The sequence below is a fragment of the Pseudomonas sp. TH32 genome, from assembly GCF_016650855.1.
GTDB lineage: Bacteria > Pseudomonadota > Gammaproteobacteria > Pseudomonadales > Pseudomonadaceae > Aquipseudomonas.
Window position 1 is genome coordinate 2,679,363 of the sequence record NZ_JAEKFA010000002.1, and the last position, 18,522, is coordinate 2,697,884.

Here is an 18,522-nt window from a genome sequence, read left to right on the forward strand (position 1 = left end):
GTGTCAGCCGATCAGGAGGGTGCCGGTGGCAATCACCACGCACGCCAGGACCTTTCGAACCGTCAATGTCTCGCCCAGGAAGAAGTAGCCGATCAGCGCCGCGAACAACACGCTGGTCTCGCGCAGTGCCGACACTGCGCCCATGGGTGCACCGGCCATGGCGTAGATGATGATCCCGTAGGCCAGGAGCGACACCAGCCCGCCGGCAAACGCGGTGAAGAAGCCAGGCCGCAGGCTGAACAGACTCTTCGGCCCGCGCAGGCCGATATACACCGCCGGCATCAGCACGCCCCACAAGGCGCACATCCACACCGTATAGGCCATCGGGGCGCCGGACAGGCGCGCACCGATGCCGTCGGTCACGCTGTAGGCGGCAATGAAACAGCCGGTGCCCAGGGCGTATGGCAGGCTCGGGACAGCCAGCCGGCGCCCCCTGAACGCGAGGGAAATGATCCCGCCCGACACCAGGGCAATGCCCAGCAGCGCACCGGCCGACACGCTCTCCCCGGCAAACACCGCCGCGCCAAGGGTGATCAGCACCGGCGAGGAGCCGCGGGAAATCGGGTAGGTCTGCCCCAGGTCGCCCACCTTGTAGCTGCGCACCAGGAACAGGTTGTAGCCAACATGCAGCACCGCTGACAGCACCACATAAAACCAGCTGGCGGGTGCCGGTGGCTGCAGGAACACCGCGACGGCGACACTGGCGATAGCCACCGCCAGGCACATGACCGTCATCGACCAGAGCCGGTCGGCGCCGCCACGCAGCAGCGCGTTCCAACTGGCATGCAGTAAGGCGGCGAAGAGAACCAGGAGAATGATGTGATAAGGCATGCGCCCATCCTAAGCAATCGGGCGCGTTAACTGAAACGAAGTCTTCTCATTGAAGAATGAGCAAATCCTCATGCTTCATTCGTAAGCGAGCCCGGCGCTCGTGGCCTCCTGCATCAGCCATTCTCGGAAACTGACGATGTGCGGCCGGGATTCAAGGCCTTTGGGGCACACAAAATAATAGGCAACCGGGGACGGGAACGGCACATCGAACAGCTTGACCAGGCGCCCATCGCTCAGCTCGGATTCCACATGCCCGCTGCGCGCCAACGCAATGCCCTGGCCGAGCAAGGCGGCCTCGATCGTCATGTTGGTATCAGCAAACCGGACGCTCTCCTTGAGCGGCGAAATACCCAGCCCGACGTGCTGGAACCAGACTTCCCATTTCGGCACCAGGTCGGCGCCGTCTCGCGTCAGCAAGGGATAGCGCAGCAATTCGGCAGGCGTGCGCGGCCTGCCAAAACGGCTCAACAGGTCAGGGCTCGCCACCGGAAAGATCTGCTCCCGGAACAGGAACTCCGAGTACAGCGCCGGGTAATTGCCGTTGCCGAAGCGGATCGCCACGTCTGCCTCTGTACTTGAGAAGTTGATGGCTTTGTCACTGGAGTCCAGCGTGACCAGGATTTCCGGATGCCGCTGGGCCAGGCTCGGCAACCGTGGCAGCAGCCATTTCAGCGCGAAGGAATAGGTGGTGCTGACCTTGAGCCGCACCCGGCCCTTTTGCTCACGCAGGTCCGCCAGTGTGGCCTCGAGGTTCATGAAGAACTCACGCACGATCGGCGCAAGGGCCGCCCCGGCAGGTGTCAGGCTGAGTGACTTGCCCCGCTGGAACAGCTGCAACCCCCAGAGTTCTTCGAGGTGCTTGAGTTGATGGCTGACGGCACTTTGGGTGACATGCAGCTCTTCCGAGGCCGAGGTGAAGGTGGCGTGCCGTGTCGCAACCTCGAAGGCGCGCAATGTCGAGGTGGGTGGCAGGTCTCTCATGGCAGCGCTTCTCGGGGGCAGTCACCCGCCCTTTATGAATGGAAACTCATGATAAGGCATTCCGGCCGCGCCTCGAAAGCGGCCCGCTTATTCACACGCCACGCACACCTGCTGAAACCACGCCGAAAAGTTCGGCCAGCGCTCATTCGTCGGGCCATTGTGCGACCAGTACCGAACCTGCCCCAGGTGTGACACGCAGAAGTAGTCGCCATTGTCTTCAATGAACGGCAGCCAGTCCTTTGGAACGCCCATTTGGTTCCAGGCGGTCTGGGCGATTTCGAACAAGTCGAGATGGCTCGTGCCCGGCAGGATCACCGCCGGTTCAAACGTCGCATTGGCAACATCGCTGCCGCCCTTGAGGAACTCGATGTAGGCGGCCGGAAACGGGAAGTTCAGGTTGCTGGCGGCCTTCTCGATTTCAGCATCGGTTGGAATACGGAACGGGTCGGAAATCATCGATAAAGTCCCTGGCTCGACGAATGGGAGCGTGCTGAATACCACAGTTGCCCTGGCAACACACCCTCAACGCAGCTGAAACCGCGCCGTGTTGTCGCTCAGCGCCCGGCTGCCCTTGCTCAACATGTCCGCCGCCTGATTCACCGCTCGCGCGCCGTCGAGCAAGCGCCCGGCGGCCTGGTCGACCTGCTGGATATTGCCGCTGACTTCATCCGCCGTCGCTGCCTGCTCCTCCACCGCCGTGGCGATCTGCGCCAGGGTGTCGGTGACGCTCTGCACGGCGCTGGCGATCTCGCCCAGCCGATGGCCAAGGCCGGTGACCGACTCGGCATCGGTCACCGCCTGTTCACAGGCCGCGCCCATCAGCGTGACCGCCTGGCTCACCGTCGAGCGCAAGCTGTCTACTGTCCCGGCGATCTGCGCCGTGGACGCCTGGGTGCGCTGTGACAGGCTGCGCACTTCATCCGCCACCACTGCAAAACCCCGGCCCTGTTCGCCGGCCCGCGCCGCTTCAATGGCGGCGTTCAGCGCCAGCAGGTTGGTCTGCTCGGCGATGCCGCGAATGGTGTCGACCACCGACTGAATCTGCTGCCCCTGCTGGCTGACGCGCTCCAGTGCGTCGGAGGTGTCGGTCAACCGCTGGTTGAGCTGTTGAATGCTGGCGGTGGTGCGCTGGCTATCGCGACTGCTGTCCTCGGCGATCTGCCGGGTTCTCTGCGCGCTGCCGGACGCCTGCTCGCAGCTTTTGGCGACGCCCATGGAGGTGGCCGCCAACTGCGTGGCGGCCGCGGCGATCTGGCTGATTTGCTGTTGCTGGTCTTCCACTTCGGTCAGCGTGCTGCCCGATTGCGAGTTGAGTGTCAGCACCGCCGAGCCGAGTTGCTGCGTCTCGTGGTTCACCCCCAGCAAGCTGGTGCGCAACTGCACCACCGCCACGTTGAGCGCGGTACTGATCGCGGCCAGTTCGTCGCGGCCTTCCACCGCTACCTCGACGCACAGATTACCGTCGCGCAGGGACTCGGCCAGGGTGGTGATGCCACTGGCGCTGCGGCGGATCGAGGCCTGCAAGCACACGAACAGGTACAACGCCGCCAACGCCAGCACGCTGAACGTCACCGCCACCGGGATGAACTGCTTGAGGGAGCGGTCGCGGTAGTAACCCAGGCGCGCATCCAGCGAGGTCAACGACTGCTTGCGCAGCGCGCCCAGGGTGCCGAGCATGCCATCCACACTGCGTTCGAAGGCGGTGGTGTCGAGCTTGATGGTGCCGCCAAACACGCCTTCGTCCAGGGCTTTGAGCTCGTTGTCCAGCTGTTGCAAGCTGTCGTCGTATTGCGCGATCCAGGGTTGCAGCCCCGGGTATTGCTTGGCCTTGAGGGAGGCGGCGGCCTTGACCAACTGGTCCCGGGCATCACCGATGCGCCCGCGCAGGTCGCGCATCTGCAAACGGCTTTGCAGGGTGAACTGCCCCGAGGCGATGGACGACTGGCCGACGCTCGCCATGCGCCCGATGCGCTCGATCAGGTCGGGCGTCTGCTGGGTGGAAATCTGCATCAGCAAGTAGGTTTCAAGCCACGGATCGAGGATCAGGCCCGCGTCCATGGTGATCTGCTCGCGCAAGGCTTGCATGGCGCTCAGCGCCGACGTGAAGCGGTCGTAGCCATCCGGCCACCAGCCGACGGTACGCAGGGCCTGGGAGTCCATGCCCGTGACCGAGGCCTGCAACGCGTCGAAGCGCGCGAGGGTGTCGGCGCTGGCGCTCTGGGCTTTCAGGGCCTCGCCCAGGGCCTGCACGCTCTGCTGGATCAGCGGGAAGTTGGTGTCGACCGCGGTCATTGCGGCTTTGGCGGCGGGTGTCTGGTCGTGGAGGATGTCGGCGGCTTTCCAGCGCGCCGCCAGGTTGCGCTGGGCGGTCAGCTGGGCGTCCAGGGTATCCAGGGCCAGCAGTTCTCGCACGCCGGATTGCTCATTGGAAATCACCGTCAGTTGGGTGCGGTACTCCTGGGCGATCATCCACAAGCTGCCCGCCAGGGGCAGCATGAACAGGAAAAACAGGATCTGGAACTTGCGCGCAAATCCGAAACGTCCGAGCAGGCGGATTCCCGGCGACAAAAGGCTTTGCATGTCCGACTACTCCTAGAACCACTCGCCTCAGCGGCGAATCAAGCTTTGAAATGACTGACGGCAAAATGCCATGTCATTGATTAAGCTGGCTCAAGCAAGAAACGGACCGCCACAGGAAGACCGCAGATTAGGCGGGGCGTCGTTGAACTACCTGCGGGGCGTGCGCGAAAATGGGGCAAAAGCACTCAGCACCGGTGGCAGAACGGTAACCCTCTGTGGCGAGGGAGCTTGCTCCCGCTGGGGTACGAAGCAGCCCTGAATCCTGCAAACGGTATTTCCTTGAGAGAATACCTGTGCCTGTTTTTTTTGGGGCTGCTGCGCAGCCCAGCGGGAGCAAGCTCCCTCGCCACAGGGTTAGTGTTGCTGAATAGGTGGGGGAGTCAGATTACTGGCTGACAAACGCCAACACCCGCTCCAGCATCCGGTCACAGGCCTCAAGTTGCGCGACGCTGATGAACTCATCGGGCTTGTGCCCCTGGTCCATGCTGCCGGGCCCGCACACCACGGTGGGAATGCCTGCCTGGTCAAACAGCCCGCCTTCGCTGCCGAACGCCACGGTGCCGAACGCCTTCGAGCCGCAGAAGTCGGCAACCCATTCAGCCGCCTGGCTCTCCACCGACGTCGACAACCCCGGGTAGCTCGACAGCTCGCTGAAGTGGATCGCGCACTGCTCACTGACTGCCTGCATCGCCGGCATTAACGTGTGCTCGGCGTAACCGCGCAATTGGTCCGCGACGTGCCAGGGATCCTGCGCCGGCAGCGAGCGCACTTCAAAGTCGAAGCTGCTGTTTTGCGGGACAATATTGAGTGCCTTGCCGCCGGCGATCATGCCGGTTTGCACGGTGGAGAAAGGTGGATCAAAACTCACGTTATGGTGATGCGGCGCCTTGAGTTCTTCACCCAGCCGGCCCAGCTCGATGATCAACCGCGCGGCATATTCGATGGCGTTCACCCCCGACGGGGCATACGCCGAATGGCACGCCGCGCCATGCACTTCGCAACGCATCGCCAGCTTGCCCTTGTGGCCCAGCACCGGCTTGAGTTCGGTGGGTTCGCCGATCACGCACAGCAACGGCTTGACCGGTTTGGCGTGGAACGCTTCGATCAGCGAGCGCACACCCAGGCAGCCCACCTCTTCATCGTAAGACAGCGCGATATGCACCGGCATGCGCAGCGGTGCCTGTACCAACGCCGGGACGCTGGCCAGTACACAGGCGATATAGCCTTTCATGTCGGCAGTGCCACGACCGTACAACTTGCCGTCCTTTTCGGTCAGCTCGAACGGCGCAACGCCCCAGCGCTGGCCATCCACGGGCACCACGTCGGTGTGGCCGGACAGCACGATGCCCGGCACGTCCGCCGGGCCGATGGTCGCCAGCAGGTTGGCCTTGCTCTTGTGCTCGTTGAACAACAGCTCGCAGCTCACGCCATGGTGCTGCAAGTAAATGCGTACGAAGTCGATCAGCGCCAGATTCGATTCACGGCTGGTGGTGTCGAAGCTGACCAGTTGCGCCAGCAGGTCGCGGCTCTGGTTCATCGGTCATCTCCCGGCACCGCATAACCCGGGGCAAACTGCGGGTTGATGGCGCGGTCGATGTAGTCCTGCATTTGCCCGCGATAGGCCTGCCAGAGTTGCTCAAGTTCGCCGATGGGGTCTGCGTCGGCCCAGTCCACCCGCAGGTTGACGATGGGCCACAGGTGATCACCGACCACCACCATCGCGGCAGAGTGCACCGGCCCCGCCTCCCCTCCTCCCGTCACACCCGCCTGCATCGCAGCGAGCAGTCGGTCGGCGAGGTGCCCAGGAGTGTCTTCGAAGGCGCGCACCATGGCTTCGATCACCCCGGTATTGGCCAGCATGTTCCCGGCCGCCACGCATTGTTCACCGCTGACCGCGTGATGAATGCCCAGGGTCTGCGCGCCGCTGAAGTGCGCGGTTCTGCCCGTGCTATCAATGGCCGTCACCTGGCGATATTCGCTGTGGCTTTGCGGGGTGAGCACGGCCGCCAGCGCGTCATTCGGTGCCATGCCCTCGGCCAGCAGGTCCAGGGTGTGCGGGCCGAGTGCCGGCAACGTGATGTTCTGCGACGCCACCGCACCCACACCCGGGCGTAGCCACGGGCAACGGGCACCCACGGCAATACTCGACGAGCTGATAGCGATACCCAGCTGCCCGGTTTCGGCACAGCGGGCGACAACCGAAAAGGTCATGGCAATTCCTGTCTCTAAAGGATCAAATCAGTCGAGCAGCGACGGGTCAGCGTCGATCATCAGCTGCTTCATTTCTTCAAAATGCCGTTGCGAGAAATCCGTGATGCCTTCCCAGCCGCGCGCGGTTTTTTCGGCCACTTCGTCAGACAGTACCCGCAGTGGCTGGCCGGTGGACCATGCCGTGACGAGGATCTGGCAAGCGCGCTCCAGGGTCCAGATATCGTCGAAGGCCTCACCGATGGACGTGGCCGTGACCATCACCCCATGGTTGCCCATCAACAAGCGACTCTTGCCACCCAGCAACCCGGCGAGGCGCTCGCCTTCGGCCTCGGTGTCGGCCATGCCGCCATACAGTTCGTCCACCGCCACGCGATTGAAATAGCGTGCGGTGTTCTGATCAATCGCTGGGATATGCGGCTTGGCCAGGCAGGCAACCGCCGTGGTGTATACCGGGTGCAGGTGCAGCACGGCGCGGGTGTGTGGTAACAACCGGTGAATCTGCCCGTGGATCGACCAGGCGGTGGCGTCCACGTCGGGATGGTCGGCGCCCGAGGCGTCGTCGGCGTTCAGCAGCAACAGGTCACTGGCGCGGATACGCGAGAAGTGCTTCCACTTCGGGTTGAGCAAAAACTGCTTGCCGTCGGCGGATACCGCCGCGCTGAAATGGTTGGCCACCGCCTCATGCATGCCCAGGTGCGCAACGATGCGAAAGGTCGCCGCCAGGTCGATGCGGGTTTGCTCTTCAAGTGATAACGCCATGTAGCTTTCTCCGCAGGGCAATTGGATGGCGAGGGGTTTATTGTGGCGAGCTCCCTCGCCACAACAAGCTCGGTCGCCACAGGTTCGGTGCGTACCGTTAAGTGAGCACGCTTGTGATCAGGACTTCGGCATCAGCTCGGCGATGTCGGCCTCGGTAGGTGCCTGGAAGTTGTATTTCTTGAGCAAGGCAGCGTATTCAGGGGTGGTGCTGAACTTCTTGAGGCCTTCGATCAACGCGTTCTTGACCTCGTCATTGCCCTTCTTCACGCCGAAGCCGTTCAGCACCGGGTAGATCAAGGTGTCGGAAGAAATCACCACGCGGCCACCGAGTTTTTCCACCGCGCCACGGGCCACGGCGGCGTCGGTAATCTGTGCCTCAACCGCATGGGCCAGCAGCGCCTGGGTGGTTTGCGGGTCGGTGCTGTACTCACTGATCGCGATCGGCTTCAGGCCTTTCTTCACACAGTACTCATCCGACAGTTTGTGCATCTGCGCCAGCCACGACGTGGCGCCCATGGAGCCGATCTTGTGGCCGCAGAACTCTTCCGGGGTCTTGGGCTGGAAGTCGCTGCCCTTGAGGGTCAGGATCGATTCACCGCTCTTGAGGTAGGGAATCATGTCGATGACTTTCACCCGCTCGGCGGTGATGTACATCGACGAGTTGGTCACGTCGAACCGCCCTGCCTGCAAGCCCGTAATCAGGTTGGGGAAGCGCGTGTCGAGGGTCTCGACGGTGCGGCCCATGGTCTTGGCCAGGCCGTCCATGAACTCAATGTCAAAGCCTGCGGGCTTGTTGTTGTCCATGTATTCATAGGGAAAGAAGGTCACGTCGGAACCGGCGACAATTTTCCCGTCTTTCTGGAAAGCCGACGCCGCCAACGACGTCATTGCAACCGCAGCGCCCAGCAGGCACACGGCAATTGGGCGAGCAATCATCTGAAACGCTGTCATGGTAATACCCTGCAAGGTGAGAAGGAGGTTAGGCAGTGACTGAGTCCTGGCCGGCCTGTTGCACAAAGAAAGAGGCGCCACGGGGCTTCTGCGGCAAGCGCAGGTGGTTTTCCGTGGAACGCACCAGGCCACTTTCTGCACCGGCCACCATCAGGCCGGCGTGCGCGCTGGGCAGCGGGTTTTCGCCGAATGGCAGCGCGTCTTCAGCGGCGTAGACGCTGATGAACAGGGTGCGCGGCAGTTCGGTCTCGTTAGGGCTTGAAGCATGCAAAAGACGGGTGTGCATGAAGCACACGGAACCGGCCGGGCCGTAACAGGCCACCGGGCTCTGGCACAGGTCGTCGACTACGGTGTCGTCCACCGAACCGGTGAAACGCTGGTTGTGCCAGTGGGACCACAGCGGGCCTTTGTGGCTGCCGGGGATCACATTCAACGGGCCATTTTGCGGCGTGACTTCGCTGACCATCAGCAAGGCCGTGACGATGTCGTCGTTGCTGTGAGGCGTGAACAGGAAGTCCTGGTGCCACTTCACCTGGGTGGCGGTGTGGGGGAGTTTCGAGTTGATCTTGCTGTGATGAAAACGCGTGCCGCCGCCCCCGATCAATTGCGCGGAAATCGCTGCCATCCGCGATTGCAATGCCACGCGCTGGTACGCCGGCGAAATCTCGGTGGGCGAACTCACCCGCCGCAACGAGGGATGATCCGGGCGATGGTCGCCCTCGAGGTCGAAACGCGCACGGCCATCCACCGTTTCACCCCAGCCCTGGTCGTGGCTGCGACTGTCTTCTACCCACTGGTCGAAGTCGTGTTGCAATCCAGCGACTTCTTCAGCCGACAACACGTCTTGCACCACCAGAAAGCCGTCCCGGTGGAACTGTTCAATTTGCACTTGCTCGATCATGGTGTCGCTCTCTTGTCGCTCGAACGTTAAGGGGGTCACGCCAGCGAGACGTCCTTGAGGAACGCCTCCACACGTGGGTTCTCGCCGCTGCGCAACGCGTGCGGCGTGTCATCGCAGACCACCCGGCCCTTCTCCATGAACACGATCCGGTCGGAGACCTTGAACGCGAAATTCATCTCATGGGTGACGATCACCATGGTGATGCCCTCCTGGGCCAGGGCTTCGATGACTTGCAGGACTTCGTTGACTTTTTCCGGGTCGAGGGCCGAGGTGGGCTCGTCAAACAGCATGATTTGCGGGCGCATCATCAGGGCGCGGGCAATGGCCACGCGCTGCTGTTGGCCACCGGACAACTGGTGCGGATATTTCCAGGCGTGGTCGAGCATGCCGACCTTGTGCAGCAGCGCGTAGGCCTGCTGCTTCAGCTCTTCGACGCGCCCGAGCCGGTGGTACTTCGGCGCCATCAGCAGGTTGTCGAGCACGCTCAAATGCGGGAACAGGTTGAAGCTCTGGAACACCATGCCGATGTTCAGGCGATGCTCGGCGTGCTCCACGTACTGCGGCTTTTGGGCGCCGACCTTGTCCAGGTGAATGAACGGCTGTCCGTTGATTCTGATCTCGCCGTTATCCAGTTGCTCAAGCCCATTGAGCAGGCGAATCAGGGTGGTTTTGCCGGAGCCCGAAGGCCCGATCACCGACACCACTTCACCGGGCTGAATCTGCAGGTTGACCGAGCCCAACACCTCCACATCGTTGTAGGCTTTGTGCAGCCGGGAAGCCTGGAGTGCCGGGCCTTCGGTGCTGACCGGGCGCTGCAGGGCGACACGCTGTTGGGTCGCCAGTGCCAGCACTTCTGCATCGGGCACCCGGGAAACGTTGCGCTGGTTGACGTCGAGAAAACGCTCCAGGCGCTTGAGCAGGAAGTCGAACACCGTGACGATGAATACGTAGAAAAACGCCACCGCCGCCATCGTCTCGATCACCAGGAAGTTCTGCGAATACAGGCGCTGGCCGACCATCAGAATTTCGGTCAGCGAGATCACCGACACCAATGACGTGAGCTTGACGATGGAGATGTATTCGTTGGCCAGCGACGGCAGCGCCACCCGCAATGCCTGCGGAATCACCACCCGCCACTGGATCCCGAAAAACTTCAGCCCCAGTGCCCGCGCAGCCTCGCCCTGCCCTTTGGGAATCGACAGCAGGCCGCCCCGGTGAATCTCCGCCACATAGGCGGTTTCGCAGATCACCAGGGCCAGCAGGCCGGCCCAGAACGGGTCCGCCAGCACCACTGAAGTGGCAGGAATCGCTTGCGGCAGGTTGTAGATGAAAATCAGCAGCACCAGCAGCGGCAGGCTGCGGAACAACCAGATGTAGCCCCGCGCCGGCAGGCTGATCAGTGCATGTCTGGATTGCTTGGCCAAAGCCAGCAGGAAGCCCAGCGCGATGCTCAACACCCATGTCAACGAACTGAGTTGGATGACCGTCCATGTCGCCCGCCAGAACTCGGCATCGGCCAGCAAACCAAACATGTAATTCCAGTTGAAAGTCATCGTCACTGCGCTCGACAAAAAAATGAAAATGCCCACCGAATGCTCAACGTGAAGGTCGAACCCTGATCTGCACCGATGGATTGAGAGTCGTGGGAGGAGGCACTTTGGGTCAATTCGTAAAAGCCGGCCTATTGGGTAGGGAGAACCTACGCAGCGTCACCGTTCCCTGGGTGACGACGGGGCTGCTGAAACAGCCTGTCTCGTATTGGTGCAGGACCGCGCCTGCACTGCATGCCGGCGCCACCTTTTGGTGCGCTGCAAACACAATCCCTTGTGGGAGCTGGCTTGCCTGCGATGGCATCGCCGCGCTGTACCTGCAAGGCCGAGGTGCCCGCATCGCAGGCAAGCCAGCTCCCACAGAAAAGCAAGAAAGCAGGCCGTTCAGCTCACCGTGTTAAGGCTGCGCACCGCATGGGCATCGAAAAAGCTGGGGGCTGCCATGCCCGGGATGTACTGGTCTGAAACGAACATGCGGCAACGCTCGGCAAACGCCGACACCACCCGGGACAATTGGGTATTGCTCGCCGTGGCATACCCCAGCTGCATCGGCCGGTGCGGGCCGGACAACCGCAGGCGGATCAAGCGCTTGCCGTCCTGGGAAAGGTTGGCTTTGGGCCGGGCGTTCGCGAAGGAATAACCGATGCCATTGGCGACCATGGAACGCACGGTTTCAAGGTTGCTGGAGCGCATGATGATGTTCGGGGTGGTGCCCGCCTGCATAAAGAAGCTGAGGAAATATTCCCGACTCCAGGGCGTGTCCAGCAGCACCACCGGGTAGTCCTCAAGGTCGAGCATGCTCACCGCCGACAGGCTCGCCAGCGGGTGGTACTCGCCCACCATCACATACGGCGGCAGTTGCGCCAGCGGCTGGAAGTCGATGTCCTCACTGGTCACCAGGTCGTAGGTCAGGGCGATATCGATCTCGGCGCTGCGTAGTTTTTCCAGCATTTCCTCGTGGTTGCCCTCGACCTGTGTGAGGCGCACGCCCGGAAACGCCCGGCCAAAACCGAACACCAGCTCGGGGGTGATCATCGGCGCCAGCCATTCCAGGCACCCCACCCGCAGCGGGCCGCGCACGGTATTCAGCGACTCGGAAGCGATGGTGTAGAGGTTGGTCATCTGCTCCAGGATCAGCTTGGCCTCTTGCATCACCTGGCGCCCCACCGCGGTGAGGGAAATGCCCTGGGCGTGGTGCCGAACAAACAGCTGGATGCCCAGCTCGGCCTCCATATGGGTGATCGCCGCCGAGATCGACGGCGACGACACATGAATGCGTTCAGACGCGGCACTGATGCTGCCTGCCTCACCGGAAGCCACGAAATATTCCAGTTGGCGCTGGGTAATACGACTGAGCATCACGCCTCCACTCCATCAACAGGCCGACACCCGGCTGGCGCCGACGGCTTGAACCACAGCTGTGCATGGTTCATGCCGGGTGCGGCTTTCGCCCTACGCCGAAGCTCAGGTGCAGCGCTTCGGTTTTGCCTAAGCATTACCTCGCGCAAATGCTGGTTTCGCGCGAGCGGGGCCAATGTGAAGCTGGATTTATTCCGTACCCGACGAGTTGCCAGCAATGCCCACCCATACCCGTATTCGCATGTTCAACACCCAGCAGACCTACCCCAACCAGGCGCTGGACAACGACCTGTGCCAGGCCGTGCGCGCCGGCAACACCATTTATGTGCGCGGCCAGATCGGCACCGATTTCGAGGGCAACCTGGTCGGCCTCGGCGACCCGCGGGCGCAAGCTGAACAGGCGATGAAAAACGTCAAGCAACTGCTGGAAGAAGCCGGTTCCGACCTGTCGCACATCGTGAAGACCACCACCTACCTGATCGACCCGCGCTACCGCGAGCCGGTGTACCGGGAGGTCGGCAAATGGCTCAAGGGCGTGTTCCCGATCTCCACCGGCCTGGTGATTTCGGGGTTGGGCCAGCCGGAGTGGCTGATGGAAATCGACGTGATCGCCGTGGTGCCGGATGACTGGAACCCGGGCCAGCCAACCTGACGACCTGGAGTGTCCCATGCCCCGCACTGTGTATTTCCTCAACGGCCCCAACGCCAACCTGTACGGGCTGGACAAAAACGGCACCTACGGCAGCGAAAGCTTCGCCAACATCGAAGCACGCTGCCAGCGCCACGCCACGGAGCTGGGCCTGACCCTGGCGTTTCGCCAGAGCAACCATGAGGGTGTGCTGGTGGACTGGATTCAGGAGGCTCGCCTCAACGCCCGCGCGATCATCATCAACGCCGCCGGCCTGACCTACAGCTCGGTGCCGATCCTGGATGCGCTGCTGGCGTTTGACGGCCCGATCATCGAAGCCCACATGAGCAACATCTGGAAGCGCGAGGCTTTCCGTCATCACTCTTACGTGTCCAAAGCGGCCACCGGCGTGATCGCAGGCCTCGGCGCGCTCGGCTATCGCCTGGCCCTGACAGCGGTGGCCGAGCTTCTGGAGACCGATTGAAGCGCTTTGGTTTTGCCTAACCTCTACGTTCGAAAAGCATCATTTGCGGCTGGCTGGCGCTTGATCACACTGGCAGCCGTCGATGGTTGCTCACTTTAGGAAGCTCACATGTCAGTTGAAACAATCAACACCCTGGTGGTGGGCGCGGGCCAGGCGGGGGTCGCCATGAGTGAGCACCTCTCACTGATGGGCGTGCCGCACATTGTGCTGGAGCGCAACCGCATCGCCGAGCGCTGGCGGTCGGAGCGCTGGGACTCGCTGGTCGCCAACGGCCCAGCCTGGCACGACCGGTTTCCCGGCCTGAAATTCGAGGGTATCTCCCCGGAGAGCTTCCCGCCGAAAGAGCGCATGGCGGCATACTTTGAAGAGTACGTGCAGATGCTGAAGGCGCCGGTACGTACCGGAGTTGAAGTGCAGCAAGTGGAACGTCATGTGGGGCGGCCCGGGTTCAAGGTGACCACCTCGGCGGGTGTGATCGAGGCCACCAACGTGGTCGCCGCGACGGGGCCTTTCCAACGGCCGTCCATCCCGAAACTGGTGCCGGAACACGCCAGGGTGCAGCAGCTTCATTCCTCCGCCTACAAGAATCCCGGCCAACTGGCTGAAGGTGCCGTGTTGGTGGTCGGCGCTGGAGCATCGGGCTCGCAGATTGCCGAAGAACTGCAAAAGGCCGGCAAGACGGTGTACCTCTCGGTGGGCGAACACTACCGCCCTCCCCGTGCTTACCGTGGCCGCGATTACTGCTGGTGGCTGGGCGCGCTGGGCTTGTGGGACGAGGTCAAAATCCAGCCGAAGAAAAAACATGTGGCCTTCGCCGTCAGTGGTTATGAAGGCGGCAAGACGGTCGACTTCCGCCGCCTGGCGCACATGGGCATTACGCTGGTGGGCGTAACCCGGGCGTGGAATGAAGGCGTGATGGAGTTTGAGCCGGGGCTCGCGGCCAACGTGGCCGAAGGTGACCGTGCCTACTTTGATGTGTTGCGGGACGCCGACGCCTATATCGAGCAGAACGGCCTGGAGTTTGCGCCGGAGCCTGAAGCGTGGGAACTGCTGGCTGACCCGCAATGCCTGGTGAACCCGATCCTCAGCCTGGACCTGGCAGAGGCTGGTGTGACCACGATCCTGTGGGCCACCGGTTTCAGTTTCGATTTCAGCTGGCTGAAGGTGAATGCGTTTGACGAGAAAGGCGAGCCTTTCCATAAGCGCGGGATCTCGGCGGAGAGCGGGATTTACTTCCTGGGTTTACCGAACCTGGTGAACCGCGCGTCTTCGTTCATCTACGGGGTTTGGCACGATGCGAAGTACGTGGCCGACCATATCGTCTTGCAGAACGACTACAAGGCCTATCGCAAGCCGTGAGGCACTGGCGTGCCCCAGGCAATCCCGGCAGACTGCCTGCAAAGAGATGAGTCATTGCGGGGAACAACAGGATGGATCGGCTGGCGGCAATGGAAACCTATGTCTGCGTGGTAGAGACCGGTTCGTTTTCTGCGGCGGCCAGGCGCCTGGAGGTCGGGCAACCCGCCATTTCAAAAACCATCGCACAGCTTGAAGAACACCTGGGCGTACGCCTGCTGATCCGCTCGACGCGCGGATTGACGCCGACCGAGGCCGGCACGCTGTTTTTCGAGCACGCCAAAAAGGTGATCGAAGGCGCAGATGAAGCCGAACTCGCCGCTCGCGGGTCGGCGGCCGGGCTGACCGGCACCTTGCGGATTTCAGCGGCGACCACCTTCGCCCGGTTGCACATTCTTCCCCACCTTGGCGCGTTCCTGGAGCAGCACCCGCAGCTGGATGTCGACGTGCGCCTGGACGACCGCTCGATGAACCTGATTGAAGAAGGGATCGACGTTGCGTTGCGCATGGGCAACCTCAGCGATTCGAATCTGACCGCGAGAAAAATCGCCCAGTGCCGGCGGTTGGTGATGGCGACGCCGGCGTATTTCCAACGCTGCGGCGTGCCCCAATCCCCCGCCGAACTGGCCGATCACGAGGCCGTGATCTATACGCTGGGCGGCGGTGGCACCGCATGGCACTTCAAGAAAGATGGAACCGAACAGCCCGCCACGCTCTCCGGCCGTATACGGGTGAGCGCGGCCGAGGGTGTGCGCACGGCGGTGTTGTCGGGCTACAGCCTCACCATCTCGTCAGAATGGATGTTCACCCCTGAGCTGGCGAGTGGCGAGGTGGTGGCGGTGCTTGGAGACTGGGCGCTGCCGGAGCTGGACCTGTGGGCGATCTTCCCCACCGGGCGCATGGCAAGCGCCAAGGCCCGGGCGTTTGTCGACTTTGTCGAACAGTTGATGGAAAACCGTTAACCCTGCAACGCGGGCAGCAACTCGGAAGGGTCCGGGCGACGGGTGTAGTCCGGGTTGACTTCAGCGTAGGTGATCACGCCGTCCTGGCCGATCACGAAGCGCGCCGGCATGGGCAACACCCAATCCGGGTTGTTGTTGAAGGCCGGCAGGTCATTGCCGAACGACTTGTACAAGTCCACCAGATAGTCGGGCAACTTGAAGCGCAGGCCGAAGGCATCGGCCACGTCGCTCAGGGTGTCGGACAGAATCGGGAAGCTCAGTTTGTTCTCGCGCACCGACTTGCGGCTGTTTACGTTGTTCTGCGGAGAGATCGCCACCAGGCTTGCACCCAGCTCTCGGAATGCCGGCAAAGCCTCCTCCAGCGCTTGCAGCTCCATGTTGCAGTACGGGCACCACACACCACGGTAGAAGGTAATCACCAGCGGGCCCTTGGCCAACAAATCCACCGAGGAAACAGGATTGCCGTCGGGGTCGTTGAGCTTGAAGGCCGGGGCCTTGTCGCCGACCTTCAGCGCGCGTTCGGCCTGGCCGGTGGCGATCAGTTCGTCGGTGGCGCGTTTCATCACCACGTGCACCTGGGGCGGCGCATTGTAGGGTGGTTTGCCGGCGACGAAGTCCGCGTTGAAGGCATCGAGTTTTGCTTGAAGAGTCATGTTCGGTTCCTGGCATGGGGGCGGTTGACCGCCCGGTTTTGATCGCCAGACCAGCATTGCTGTTTGCAGGGTGCGGTAGTAGAGAGGCCGAGAGCATAGGAACTATTCTTCGGCGGAATGCGATCCCTGTGGGTAGCGCGCTGGTTGTGGTGAGCGAGCTTGTTGTGGTGAGCGAGCTTGCTCGCGCTGGACTGCGCAGCAGTCCCATTTTCCGGGCCCGCTTCGCGACCCAATTTTACGAATCTACTGGCGCAGTCGGTTTGACCAACCCTGACTCATGTCTTCACCTCCCTTGCCGACACACTGGCTATGACGGGAACTCTCAACGGCCTATGCCTGCAAGTACTGGACGTTTAACAGAGAACAAACGCTCCCACCCATCCTCGGCTACACGCAGTCCCACCCACTCACCAGGGCTCGCGTGTTCCTGAGGTGTCGCATAGAAAATCTTCATTTCTACCCCAGGAGTCACTCAATGAAATGGCATCAACTGCTCTTCCCTTTCGCCGCGCTGGTGACTTGCGCCAGCAGCTTCGCCGCCACGCCCCCACTGCAAACGTTTCTCGCCTGTGACGAAAACTCTCTGGCCGTGGTCAATCAGCCGGGTCTCAAGGAACGCATTCCCAGTGCACTGGCCAACGGCAAGATGACGTTCAGTGGCGGAACCAAGACAGACATGGGGCAGCGGTGGGTGTTCGATACGCCGGTCACCCTGAGTGGTGTCGCGTTGACCGGCTTTTTTGTGGAAGACCAGGACCTGATGGGCTCACGCATCATTGGCTGGGGCTTCTACACCCAGCAGGCACCCGATGAGCTTTACGCCCAGTTGAATAAAGTACCCGGCAGCAACCTGGAGAGCGCCAACGGGATTTACGCCCGCGCGCAAATCTGGTCGCACAAGCAGTCAGCCTGGGTACCGGAAAACGGCGATGACAATGCAGGCAAGCTGGTCACCGATACGGCAGAACGGATATTGATGGTAGAACCTGCGCCGCAAGACGTGACCAAGACCAGCAAAGGTATGGTCACCTGCTCGGTTCAAGGCACGGTCAGTGCAGCGATGCTCAAGTCCACTCGGCCTGACCTCATCAAGTGAGAATGGGGGCAGACCACCATCACCTGAAGGTGGTCTGACCCCCTATTTTCTCCCCGCGATGAATGCGCATGAGTCTGGCGCAAAATGAATGCCGGCAAAACCTGATGACTCCAGCCATCAGATGTATGGCTCCCCTCCCCACATACGCCCATAAAAACCGCCAATCCCAACAATCCGCAGGGTGCCGCCCGGCATTTCGCCAACCCATAATGGACTGACAACAATACAGGGGCTCACCCCGGGGCGCGTAAGCCATGTACAAAGACCATATCGTCAAGACCCGCATGACCGACAGCGCCGCCTTCATGGGTGCAGTCGCCGTCGTGATTTTCATCATCACACTGGTCTGCGGTGTGGGTGACGGCCGCCTTTCCCACTTGATGGGGCCCATCGTTCTCGACCTCAAGGCACCGCTGGCGCGTGACATTGCGGTGGGCGGCACGTTCACCCTGACGGTGGTGCTGAACCTGTTCATCCTCGGCCGCTTTCCCTTGCGCGCGCAGATCATCACGGTGTGGTGCGAGTTGCTGGTGCTGTTCCTGTTGTTCTTCGATACCTTCAACCTTTCCTACAGTTTTATCGCGACCAAAATCGGTTTCATGATCACCCAAGGGGTGTTCACCACCGTCTATGTGTCGGCGATTTCGATTGCGATTGCGTTCGTCCTGGCCTTGTTGGGCGCCACCGCACGCTTGTCTTCCAACGGCTTCGCAATTGCGATTGCCAGCTTCTACACCTCGTTTTTCCGCGGCGTTCCGCTGCTCATCCAGATCTATCTGATTTACCTCGGCATTCCTCAACTCGGTTATGTCGTCGGGGCGGTTCCGGCAGGCATCCTGGCACTCTCGCTGTGTTATGGCGCCTACATGACGGAGATCTTCCGTGCCGGTATCAGCAGTATCTCGCGGGGCCAGTGGGAGGCGTCGCGGGCGATTGGCCTGAATCCTTTCCAGACCATGACCCGGGTGATTCTTCCGCAGTCCATGCGCCTGATCATTCCGCCAACAGGCAACCAGTTCATCTCGATGCTCAAGGACAGTTCGCTGGTGTCGGTGATCGGGGTCTGGGAGCTCATGTTCCTCGCGCGAACCCAGGGACGCGCCGAGTTCCGCCACCTGGAGATGCTCATCACTGCCGCCGTGCTGTATTGGCTGCTGTCGATCGTGCTGGAAACCGTTCAGGCCCGCCTGGAAAAACACTTCAACCGCGCCCATCGCTGA

Annotated in this window: 18 protein-coding genes; 6 read left to right on the forward strand and 12 right to left on the reverse strand. The window is 61.8% G+C overall.

Annotated elements, in window-relative coordinates:
- Positions 1–3: 3 nt before the first annotated feature.
- From JFV30_RS15960 to JFV30_RS16010, 11 genes are all read right to left on the reverse strand, one after another.
- Positions 4–831 carry a DMT family transporter gene (locus tag JFV30_RS15960; protein WP_010172061.1) on the reverse strand — a complete coding sequence of 276 codons (828 nt, stop codon included), beginning with the start codon at positions 829–831 and terminating at the stop codon, positions 4–6.
- A 75-nt stretch (positions 832–906) separates the two neighbouring features.
- Positions 907–1,812 (reverse strand): transcriptional regulator GcvA, encoded by a 906-nt coding sequence (gene gcvA, locus JFV30_RS15965; RefSeq protein ID WP_010172063.1) that lies wholly within the window; start codon positions 1,810–1,812, stop codon positions 907–909.
- Between the two features lie 87 nt (positions 1,813–1,899).
- Positions 1,900–2,268 carry an SMI1/KNR4 family protein gene (locus JFV30_RS15970; protein ID WP_201124568.1) on the reverse strand — a complete coding sequence of 123 codons (369 nt, stop codon included), beginning with the start codon at positions 2,266–2,268 and terminating at the stop codon, positions 1,900–1,902.
- 66 nt (positions 2,269–2,334) lie between these two features.
- Entirely contained in the window at positions 2,335–4,392 is a 2,058-nt protein-coding gene (locus tag JFV30_RS15975; RefSeq protein WP_201124569.1) for a methyl-accepting chemotaxis protein, read from the reverse strand.
- Between the two features lie 385 nt (positions 4,393–4,777).
- Entirely contained in the window at positions 4,778–5,929 is a 1,152-nt protein-coding gene (argE, locus tag JFV30_RS15980; protein ID WP_201124570.1) for an acetylornithine deacetylase, read from the reverse strand.
- The gene (locus tag JFV30_RS15985; protein ID WP_201124571.1) at positions 5,926–6,603 is read right to left on the reverse strand and encodes a DUF1028 domain-containing protein; all 678 of its coding nucleotides are present in this window, start codon (positions 6,601–6,603) and stop codon (positions 5,926–5,928) included. Before JFV30_RS15985 ends, argE begins: the two co-directional genes overlap by 4 nt.
- Positions 6,604–6,630: 27 nt before the next feature.
- Complete coding sequence (locus JFV30_RS15990) at positions 6,631–7,362, reverse strand: class II aldolase and adducin N-terminal domain-containing protein (protein ID WP_201124572.1); 732 nt, start codon at positions 7,360–7,362, stop codon at positions 6,631–6,633.
- A gap of 117 nt (positions 7,363–7,479) precedes the next feature.
- Complete coding sequence (locus JFV30_RS15995) at positions 7,480–8,313, reverse strand: ABC transporter substrate-binding protein (protein ID WP_201124573.1); 834 nt, start codon at positions 8,311–8,313, stop codon at positions 7,480–7,482.
- A 28-nt stretch (positions 8,314–8,341) separates the two neighbouring features.
- Positions 8,342–9,214 (reverse strand): phytanoyl-CoA dioxygenase family protein, encoded by an 873-nt coding sequence (locus JFV30_RS16000; RefSeq protein WP_201126208.1) that lies wholly within the window; start codon positions 9,212–9,214, stop codon positions 8,342–8,344.
- A gap of 35 nt (positions 9,215–9,249) precedes the next feature.
- A complete protein-coding gene (locus tag JFV30_RS16005; RefSeq protein ID WP_201124574.1) occupies positions 9,250–10,767 on the reverse strand; it encodes an amino acid ABC transporter permease/ATP-binding protein in 1,518 nt (505 codons plus the stop codon).
- Between the two features lie 381 nt (positions 10,768–11,148).
- Complete coding sequence (locus JFV30_RS16010) at positions 11,149–12,123, reverse strand: LysR family transcriptional regulator (protein WP_010172080.1); 975 nt, start codon at positions 12,121–12,123, stop codon at positions 11,149–11,151.
- A 217-nt stretch (positions 12,124–12,340) separates the two neighbouring features.
- Here JFV30_RS16010 and JFV30_RS16015 point away from each other — a divergent pair, with 217 nt between their 5' ends.
- The 4 genes from JFV30_RS16015 to JFV30_RS16030 all read left to right on the forward strand — a co-directional run bounded on the left by JFV30_RS16015 (position 12,341) and on the right by JFV30_RS16030 (position 15,553).
- Positions 12,341–12,775, forward strand: a complete 435-nt coding sequence (locus JFV30_RS16015; RefSeq protein ID WP_010172082.1) for a RidA family protein — start codon at positions 12,341–12,343, stop codon at positions 12,773–12,775.
- A gap of 16 nt (positions 12,776–12,791) precedes the next feature.
- Positions 12,792–13,235 (forward strand): type II 3-dehydroquinate dehydratase, encoded by a 444-nt coding sequence (locus JFV30_RS16020; RefSeq protein ID WP_201124575.1) that lies wholly within the window; start codon positions 12,792–12,794, stop codon positions 13,233–13,235.
- A 108-nt stretch (positions 13,236–13,343) separates the two neighbouring features.
- Positions 13,344–14,594 carry a flavin-containing monooxygenase gene (locus JFV30_RS16025; protein WP_169388904.1) on the forward strand — a complete coding sequence of 417 codons (1,251 nt, stop codon included), beginning with the start codon at positions 13,344–13,346 and terminating at the stop codon, positions 14,592–14,594.
- 71 nt (positions 14,595–14,665) lie between these two features.
- Positions 14,666–15,553, forward strand: coding sequence for a LysR family transcriptional regulator (locus JFV30_RS16030; RefSeq protein ID WP_201124576.1), 888 nt, complete (start codon positions 14,666–14,668; stop codon positions 15,551–15,553).
- Here the strand turns inward: JFV30_RS16030 and JFV30_RS16035 are convergent.
- On the reverse strand, positions 15,550–16,206 hold the full coding sequence (locus tag JFV30_RS16035; RefSeq protein WP_201124577.1) for a peroxiredoxin-like family protein: 657 nt from the start codon (positions 16,204–16,206) through the stop codon (positions 15,550–15,552). The two genes, JFV30_RS16030 and JFV30_RS16035, sit on opposite strands and share 4 nt — an antisense overlap.
- Positions 16,207–16,681: 475 nt before the next feature.
- Here JFV30_RS16035 and JFV30_RS16040 point away from each other — a divergent pair, with 475 nt between their 5' ends.
- On the forward strand, positions 16,682–17,302 hold the full coding sequence (locus JFV30_RS16040; protein ID WP_010172092.1) for a hypothetical protein: 621 nt from the start codon (positions 16,682–16,684) through the stop codon (positions 17,300–17,302).
- A gap of 254 nt (positions 17,303–17,556) precedes the next feature.
- On the forward strand, positions 17,557–18,522 hold the full coding sequence (locus JFV30_RS16045; RefSeq protein WP_201124578.1) for an amino acid ABC transporter permease: 966 nt from the start codon (positions 17,557–17,559) through the stop codon (positions 18,520–18,522).

Coding starts and splice junctions, on each gene's coding strand:
- JFV30_RS16010 (WP_010172080.1), bottom strand. CDS start 12,123: ATGCTCAGTCGTATTACCCAGCGCCAACTGGAATATTTCGTGGCTTCC.
- JFV30_RS15985 (WP_201124571.1), bottom strand. CDS start 6,603: ATGACCTTTTCGGTTGTCGCCCGCTGTGCCGAAACCGGGCAGCTGGGT.
- JFV30_RS16000 (WP_201126208.1), bottom strand. CDS start 9,214: ATGATCGAGCAAGTGCAAATTGAACAGTTCCACCGGGACGGCTTTCTG.
- gcvA (WP_010172063.1), bottom strand. CDS start 1,812: ATGAGAGACCTGCCACCCACCTCGACATTGCGCGCCTTCGAGGTTGCG.
- JFV30_RS15975 (WP_201124569.1), bottom strand. CDS start 4,392: ATGCAAAGCCTTTTGTCGCCGGGAATCCGCCTGCTCGGACGTTTCGGA.
- JFV30_RS15970 (WP_201124568.1), bottom strand. CDS start 2,268: ATGATTTCCGACCCGTTCCGTATTCCAACCGATGCTGAAATCGAGAAG.
- JFV30_RS16045 (WP_201124578.1), top strand. CDS start 17,557: ATGTACAAAGACCATATCGTCAAGACCCGCATGACCGACAGCGCCGCC.
- JFV30_RS15995 (WP_201124573.1), bottom strand. CDS start 8,313: ATGACAGCGTTTCAGATGATTGCTCGCCCAATTGCCGTGTGCCTGCTG.
- JFV30_RS16005 (WP_201124574.1), bottom strand. CDS start 10,767: ATGACTTTCAACTGGAATTACATGTTTGGTTTGCTGGCCGATGCCGAG.
- JFV30_RS16020 (WP_201124575.1), top strand. CDS start 12,792: ATGCCCCGCACTGTGTATTTCCTCAACGGCCCCAACGCCAACCTGTAC.
- JFV30_RS16035 (WP_201124577.1), bottom strand. CDS start 16,206: ATGACTCTTCAAGCAAAACTCGATGCCTTCAACGCGGACTTCGTCGCC.
- JFV30_RS16040 (WP_010172092.1), top strand. CDS start 16,682: ATGAAATGGCATCAACTGCTCTTCCCTTTCGCCGCGCTGGTGACTTGC.
- JFV30_RS16030 (WP_201124576.1), top strand. CDS start 14,666: ATGGATCGGCTGGCGGCAATGGAAACCTATGTCTGCGTGGTAGAGACC.
- argE (WP_201124570.1), bottom strand. CDS start 5,929: ATGAACCAGAGCCGCGACCTGCTGGCGCAACTGGTCAGCTTCGACACC.
- JFV30_RS15960 (WP_010172061.1), bottom strand. CDS start 831: ATGCCTTATCACATCATTCTCCTGGTTCTCTTCGCCGCCTTACTGCAT.
- JFV30_RS16025 (WP_169388904.1), top strand. CDS start 13,344: ATGTCAGTTGAAACAATCAACACCCTGGTGGTGGGCGCGGGCCAGGCG.
- JFV30_RS15990 (WP_201124572.1), bottom strand. CDS start 7,362: ATGGCGTTATCACTTGAAGAGCAAACCCGCATCGACCTGGCGGCGACC.
- JFV30_RS16015 (WP_010172082.1), top strand. CDS start 12,341: ATGCCCACCCATACCCGTATTCGCATGTTCAACACCCAGCAGACCTAC.